Origin of the sequence: Adlercreutzia sp. ZJ242, from assembly GCF_011038995.1 — a bacterium.
Taxonomy (GTDB): domain Bacteria; phylum Actinomycetota; class Coriobacteriia; order Coriobacteriales; family Eggerthellaceae; genus CAAEEV01.
In genome coordinates, this window is the sequence record NZ_JAAKEE010000076.1 from 1 (window position 1) to 7237 (window position 7237).

Below are 7237 nucleotides of genomic sequence, written 5' to 3' on the forward strand. Positions count from 1 at the left end.
TCTGATAGTGCGGTCAAAAACCCATCGCTTTTCTTCTGAATCTGGTGTTGCCGCCTTACCTCTCATGTAAATCGCCTGATCAAGTTAATGTTCTTGGGTTATCGGCAACACGGATTTCGGAAAGGCCGGGATCAAAAAGGGTAACGTACAATTTCTTCCGCTATCTAGCTATGTCCGCTGTCAAAGTGTGTAAGAAATTGTACCCCGTCCAACGTCACTCTTTTTGAAACACCCCTGTAAGGGACCTGGGTAAGTGTGCCCTAAAATCAGGCTAATTTGGCAGAACCACCATCGACTTTTATGTGTTTTGCCTTCATCATAGTAGGTCAGGCTAAGCTTTTGCTCGTATCGTCCACACTAAATCCTGGATACCCCAGATGCGCATGACAGCCCGATTGAAAGCCATGTTATCAATACGTCAGCATTCACCCAGACTGCAGGCTACTTGCAGTCTTCAGCTTGCAGCCTGAGCAGAAATCCCAATCGATCGTGCCAAGAAGTTCACTGTCAAGGTACTCACCGTTGCCATCCGATACCGGCGAGTCAAACACCCTCTCGCTCTTTAAGCCATCATCAAGCCTCAGCGGAACCTTTATCGAAGTGATCTTTGATGCCTTGTTTCCCAATGCAGATTTACCTACGGTGGCGACGAGCCTTACCTCTGCTTCATACGACCACGACTTGTGCTTTGTAATTTGCTCCATACCGTAAAATGCCTCACGAGCAATTTCGGCTTGCCTGCTTTCGCCACTGCGAGTAATGATCACCTCCTTATCGCCGCCATCGCCGCTGCCGAAATACAGCACGTCCATAAGCTTGAAATCTACCATCGATGCATCGAGAACGTCGACAACGTTAAATCCACGATCATCGAAGTACCCGCACTCGTACTCATCTGCAGACATCGCAGCGCTTAAAGTCCTCTTGTCGAAGTTGATCATCGTGCCGTTTCCATCTGTGCCGCCGTATAGCATCCACATCGCGATGCATTCGCTCGTCGTCGCCGAGAAGCAGATTCCGAATCTCTTGTAATCTGAAAAGGAAGGATTGAACCGTTCCCTATCATATTTGTCGTTCCAATTGCTACCATCTGTGAGATAAAACGCCGAGTCCTCCAAGATGCTGGCTATCCGATCACGCGACGCATAGTGTCTGAAGTTCTTTCGCCCTAGCCCCTTTGAGCCGAGGTACTCGAGAATGCCCCTGTACCCATCGAGATGTTCAACCGCCTTCGGGTGCGCGAGAGCCTCCCTGCCCAAGTACTGCCGCTCATACTCGGATATGACTTCGAGTAAGGTTACCTTGTTTCTTTTTCCAGAAGTCATGGCGCTAATCTCCTGCCTTTTGCATGAATCGTAAATGCAGGGTAACCGCTAAAACGTGTGGGATTTAGCATGCTTTTCGCCAGCTTCAGTCCACCCACACGTCTTCCGCCCGAAACGAGGCCTTTTGTGCCCTCATTTTGTCCCCGCAAGAAGAAATCCCTGGGATAGATGAGCCGGTGGAATATCGTTTGTCGTTAGGATATGCTGCCTAGGGTGCCCAGGAAATCGTCCGGGGCCTCGCCGTTAAGGCCTTCTTCGTTGCCACTCGTTATCGTTGGCTTGGGTCATATTGCCTTACACTCTTCGAACGAATAGTGAATCCACCTGGTCGCACACCCACCTGCACAAACAGGATAAAGCTCACAATCTAGGCATTCCCTGGAAGGAGGAGATATTATGCTGTTCACAGCCTCTCTCACTTTGGCGGAATTCAAATGAGCCATAAATTGATCTGCTGTTATGAAATCAGCTCCATAGCTTCCTATCGGATACTTGAACAGAGAATTGCATGGTATCAATTTTCCATCGCAATCGAATACGGCCCCGTTGCCTCTAAAGAGTTGGCAAACAGAGCGCAACTGATTCTTTTTAGCCATCTCGTTAATCAAGTCCATGTCCCACAGACACATGGGCATATTCTGTTCAACGACGAAATTCCCCTCCGTGAGCTCGTCAAGGGTGCAATACACTCCACGAAACTCACTGGCAAACTCAGCAGCCAAGGAGACTCCGGTTTTCATCCGAGCCGAGTCAAAAGCGGGGACAAAGCTGAATGCATCGACCCCCGCTCGATCCTTCAACATGGCGATAGCCGACATCCATTCCATAATCTCGCCAGACTCCACCACCATTGAAGCAACAACGGGAATGCCGGCTTTAACAAGATTTAGCGCAGCTCTAAGAGCGACGGCGTATCCGTCAACTCCAGTTTTTCTTAGATACGAGTCTTCATCCCAGCCCTTGAGTGAAAGAGAGACGCTATCGACATTCGTCTCCGCAAGGGACACAGCCTCAGCAATGTCTCCGTAGAGAAGCCCGTTCGATGGAAAGCCGCAGCTAATTCCCTTGCTTTTCGCAAGGACGATCGCATCATTGAGCCCGTCATAGAGCGACGGTTCACCTCCGGTGTAGACGATAGAACCAACGTCCATTTCACAGGCCAGATCAACTAAGCCGCGGAGAACACCGGGAGATATAACCGAAAGAGGTGCATCTTTCGCATAGCAATATGAGCAGCGGAGACTACAGCCGCGATTGAGAGTTATCCAGAACGTATCCATCTCGCTCTAGCGACCCAAAGACTCACTCATCGGAACTGTTTCCCAGAATCCGCATACGAATAGTATTTGTAGATGAACTCGTTGAAACTCGCCTTGGCATGATCCACCATAGGACATGCGCCGTCGTATAGATTCTTACGCCTTCCAACGAATCTTCTCAACTCCTTGGTCTTTTTGACGCACCAGAGAATCAAAACAAGCGTTCCAATGAGAATGGAACCGACCATCGTCAAGAACCCATTAAAGACTCCAAAAAAGCAGATGAACGAACAGCCCCTCGCGTTGAGAAGAAAGATGGCAACCGACAAAGCCCCCATACCCACACCAGTTATCATAAGAACTCGCGACTCAAAGATAACGTTAGCAACACGCTTTGCATTTTCACTCGACGCCGAAAGAATAGCATACCTCTTTCCCATGGCCCATACTTTGCAATGAGAGCCCCCATCAAAATAGTCATCAAGATCAAGCCAAGGAGACACATGATAGGAGTTTGCCGTAAGAAGCATAACAAGCGAAGCCACCAGGACAATATTTGCAAGAACTAAAACAACTATCGATTCAGCATACCTAATGAAATCAAAATCCGAGATATGATCAGGAAATGCTCCTCCAATAAAGGTTATCTCAAACAGGAATACGAACGAGAGGACCATGACGTGGATGTTAGAGTTCTGAAGCAATCGATCTTGGAGGATCGCCTGGCGACGCTCTTCGAATTCGAGCAGTTCTTCCTGGATAGGCAAATCCGACAAGTCTCTAACCCCGCTTGTTTCGTGATGGACCGTAGCAAGCACCGCAGAGCATTGTCGCAATGCTCTTTTCATGGCGGGTTAACATTCTCACGATAACGAACCCATCAAGGCCTTTTGGTTTCGCCGGAGCCTCATGTTTCCCCTTTTTCATTTGCGGCATTGGATATTTCAACTCTTTAGACCCCATATCAAAACACCTTTCTTCTAGTTTGTACATCTTGGAGTCACCCAAGAAATGGACCCTCTTACCTCAAGTGCCTTCGGGACCATTCCGCAAGAGCAAAACTCGCAGCTCGTAAAGCAAAGACCCTTTATTGCACACAAAGAGGCGAATGTGTCCTATCTTTAGCGGAAAGGATGAGTTTTGGCCCATCGAACGCCGCATCGCCCTGCAGCGGGGGCCACTCGATCCCGATCGCGGGGCCATCCCACATGAGGCCTCCCTCGTCGCCCGGGTGGTAGACGTCGTCGCACTTGTAGCAGAACTCCGCTGTGTCGCTGAGGACCAGGAAGCCGTGGGCGAACCCGCGCGGGATGAAGAGCTGCCTCCGGTTCTCGGCGGAGAGCACCACGCCCTCCCACCTGCCGAAGGTGGGGCTGCCCTCCCTCAGGTCGACCGCCACGTCGAACACCTCGCCGGAGATGACGCGCACGAGCTTCGCCTGGGGGGTGCTCTATCTGGAAGTGCAGGCCGCGCAGCACGCCCTTGGCGGACGAGAACTGGTGTCCTGCACGAACTCGCAGGCTATGCCGCCAGCCTCGAAGTCGGGCCGCTTGTAGGTCTCCATGAAGCATCCGCACTCGTCGCCGTAGGCCTTGGCGTCGACTACGACGACGCCCTTGATAGAGGTCTCGGTGAACGTGAAGTCGCCGGACGTCGTCTTGTCGCCTTGCGCCACGATTCCTCCTCCCTACTGCCCCTGGGCCCTGTACTTGGCCTCGGTGGCCCCCTTGGCGGGGCGCCACCAGGCCTCGTTGTCGCGGTACCATTCGATGACCTCGGCCAGGCCCTCGGCGAAGTCCGTGTGCCTGGGGCGCCAGCCGAGCTCAGCTCGCAGCTTCGAGCTGTCGATGGCGTAGCGGCGGTCGTGGCCCGGGCGGTCGCGCACCCAGTCGAAGTCGCCCTCGTCGCGGCCGAAGGCCCTGAGCACCTCGCGGAGCACGTCGATGTTGCTCCTCTCGCCGTCCGCCCCTATCAGGTAGGTCTCGCCGACACGTCCCCGCGTGAGTATCGCCCACACGGCGCTCGAGTGGTCCTCGGCGTGGATCCAGTCGCGGACGTTCATCCCATCCCCGTAGAGCTTGGGGCGCACGCCGTCGATGAGGTTCGTGACCTGCCGGGGTATGAACTTCTCCACGTGCTGGCACGGCCCGTAGTTGTTCGAGCAGTTGGAGATCGTGGCCGGCACACGATAGGTGCGGTGCCAGGCGCGCACCAGCATGTCGGAGGCCGCCTTGGTGGAGCTGTAGGGGCTGCTCGGGCGGTAGGGCGTCTCCTCGGTGAACCTGGCCGGGTCGTCGAGGGCCAAATCGCCGTACACCTCGTCGGTGGAGACGTGGTGGAGGCGCTTGCCGTGCCTGCGGCACGCCTCGAGGAGCCGGTAGGTGCCCTCGACGTTGGTGCGCAGGAAGGGCTCCGGCCCCGCGATCGAGTTGTCGTTGTGGGACTCTGCCGCGAAGTGCACGACGGCGTCGGCCTCCGGCATGAGCTCGTCGAGCAGGTCCGCGTCGCAGATGTCACCCACGACGAGACGAACCCTGTCATCCGGCAGGCCCGCTATGTTCTCCGGGTTGCCGGCGTAGGTGAGCTTGTCGAGCACCACGACGTCGCAGTCCGTGCTCTCCACCACCCAGCGGGTGAAGTTGCTGCCGATGAAGCCGCAGCCCCCGGTGACGATTATCCTCCTCGGCTCGAAGACGCCGTCCGCCATGCGCCTCTCCTCTCTCTCGAAACCCTGTTTCCGAGGCCCTCGGCCGCCCGCTTCTAGGCGGGCCGCCCCGCTCCTCGGCCGAGCCCCTCGTCGGCCACGGCCATGAGGTAGCGCCCGTAGGCGGTCTTCGCGAGCGCCTCGCCGAGCCCGTGCAGCCTCTCGGCGCCTATGAAGCCGCGCCTGTAGGCGATCTCCTCCACGCAGGCCACGTAGAAGCCCTGCCTCGACTGCACGGCCTCCACGTACTCGGCCGCCTTGAGGAGCCCCTCCGGGGTGCCCGTGTCCAGCCACGCCATGCCGCGCCCCATGAGCTCGACGCGAAGCTCGCCGGCCGCGAGGTAGGCGCTGTTCACGCTCGTGATCTCGAGCTCCCCGCGCGCGGAGGGCTCGACGCGCTCGGCCACGTCGCACACGCGGCCGTCGTAGAAGTACAGCCCCGGCACGGCGTAGCTCGACTTGGGGCTCTCCGGCTTCTCCTCGATGCCGACGACGCGCCCCGCATCGTCGAACTCCACCACGCCGAAGGCGCGGGCGTCCCTGACCGGGTAGCCGAACACGACGGCGCCTCCCTCGGACTCGACCCTGCCCCTGGCGCGCAGGAGCACGCGGGTGAGGTCGTGGCCGTGGAACACGTTGTCGCCGAGCACGAGCGCCACGCAGTCGCCCCCTATGAACTCCCGGCCGATGAGGAAGGCCTGGGCGAGCCCCTCGGGGCGCTCCTGGACGGCGTATGAGATCCTCATGCCCAGGCCGGCGCCGTCGCCGAGCAGCTTCTCGTAGCTGCCCACGTCGTCGGGCGTGGATATGACCAGCACCTCGCGTATCCCCACGAGCATGAGCACGGACAGCGGGTAGTACACCAGCGGCTTGTCGTACACCGGCAGCAGCTGCTTGCTGACCGCCTTGGTCACGGGGTAGAGCCGGGTGCCCGACCCTCCCGCGAGGATGATGCCCTTCATAGTTTCCTCCTGAGGCGCGCGGGCGAGCCGACGTACAGACCGGGTCCCTCGGCGTCGCGCAGGAGGGCGCTCCCGGCGCCGAGCGTCACCCCACCCGCAACGTCCACGTGGTCGGAGATGACCGACCCGATGCAGAGCCACGAGCCCTCCCCCACGCGGGTCCCGCCGCCTATGCAGGCCCCGGGCGACATGTGAGCGTAGTCGCCCAAGACGCAGTCGTGCTCGATGACGGCGCGCGTGTTGACTATGCAGCCCGCCCCCACCTTCGCGCCTGCGTTGATGACGGCGCCGGCCAGGACCACGCTGCCCGCGCCGACCTCCACCGAGGGGGACACGCAGGCCGAGGGGTGCACCAGCGTCGCCAGGGCGGCCCCCTCCGCGCGCAGGGCCTCGCACTTCACGCGCCTCGCGACGTTGTCTCCTATCGCGACGAGCACCTCGCCGTACTCCCCGGACGCCAGCAGCGAAGACACCTCCGACTCGGGGTAGACGGGGACCCCGTCGACGGGGGAGGGCTCGTCGAGGTTCGACGCAAAGGCCACGCGACAGTACTCCCCCGCCAGCAGGGCGCACTCGTAGACAACCTTGCCGTGCCCACCGCATCCCAGTATCAGCAGGCTCCTCATCGCGCGCACCCCCTCACGATGCCGCAGATGCGATCGACGTCCGAAAGCGCCAGGTCGGCGTACAGGGGCAGCGTCAGCACGCGGGCGGCCACCTCGCGCGCCACCGGCGTGTCTGCGGGGTCGAACATCCCCGCGTAGCAGGCGTAGCCGGACACGAGCGGGTGGAAGTACTTGCGGGCGCCTATCTCCTCCTTCGCGAGCGCGTCGAACACGTCGTCTCGGGTCGCGCCGAACACGGTCGGGTCGAAGACGACGGGCATGTAGGCGTAGTTGTGCCTGACTCCCTCCGGCGGCACGCAGGCCTTGACCCCGGGCACGCCGCCCAGCAGCTCCCAGTAGCGCTCGGCCACGGCCCTGCGCT

Annotated in this window: 7 protein-coding genes and 1 pseudogene; all 8 read right to left on the minus strand. The window is 58.7% G+C overall.

Translation table 11 applies throughout. From position 1 onward, the window contains the following. Positions 1-425: 425 nt before the first annotated feature. Complete coding sequence (locus G7Y49_RS11540; RefSeq protein ID WP_165173973.1) at positions 426-1325, minus strand: DUF2971 domain-containing protein; 900 nt, start codon at positions 1323-1325, stop codon at positions 426-428. A gap of 284 nt (positions 1326-1609) precedes the next feature. Next, the gene (locus G7Y49_RS11545) at positions 1610-2605 is read right to left on the minus strand and encodes a radical SAM/SPASM domain-containing protein (RefSeq protein WP_165173974.1); all 996 of its coding nucleotides are present in this window, start codon (positions 2603-2605) and stop codon (positions 1610-1612) included. A 26-nt stretch (positions 2606-2631) separates the two neighbouring features. Then, positions 2632-3402, minus strand: coding sequence for a hypothetical protein (locus G7Y49_RS11550; RefSeq protein WP_206214690.1), 771 nt, complete (start codon positions 3400-3402; stop codon positions 2632-2634). Positions 3403-3671: 269 nt separating this feature from the next. Next, positions 3672-4259, minus strand: a pseudogene (gene rfbC, locus G7Y49_RS11555) (dTDP-4-dehydrorhamnose 3,5-epimerase). Positions 4260-4271: 12 nt separating this feature from the next. Beyond that, entirely contained in the window at positions 4272-5291 is a 1020-nt protein-coding gene (gene rfbB, locus G7Y49_RS11560; RefSeq protein ID WP_165173976.1) for a dTDP-glucose 4,6-dehydratase, read from the minus strand. Positions 5292-5344: 53 nt separating this feature from the next. Then, positions 5345-6250, minus strand: a complete 906-nt coding sequence (gene rfbA, locus G7Y49_RS11565; RefSeq protein ID WP_165173977.1) for a glucose-1-phosphate thymidylyltransferase RfbA — start codon at positions 6248-6250, stop codon at positions 5345-5347. After that, positions 6247-6876: an acetyltransferase gene (locus G7Y49_RS11570; RefSeq protein ID WP_165173979.1), complete on the minus strand. Its 630-nt coding sequence runs from the start codon at positions 6874-6876 to the stop codon at positions 6247-6249. Before G7Y49_RS11570 ends, rfbA begins: the two co-directional genes overlap by 4 nt. Continuing rightward, positions 6873-7237 (minus strand): DegT/DnrJ/EryC1/StrS family aminotransferase (locus G7Y49_RS11575; protein WP_206214691.1); only part of this gene is annotated, 365 nt, incomplete at its 5' end. The genes G7Y49_RS11575 and G7Y49_RS11570, both read right to left, overlap by 4 nt.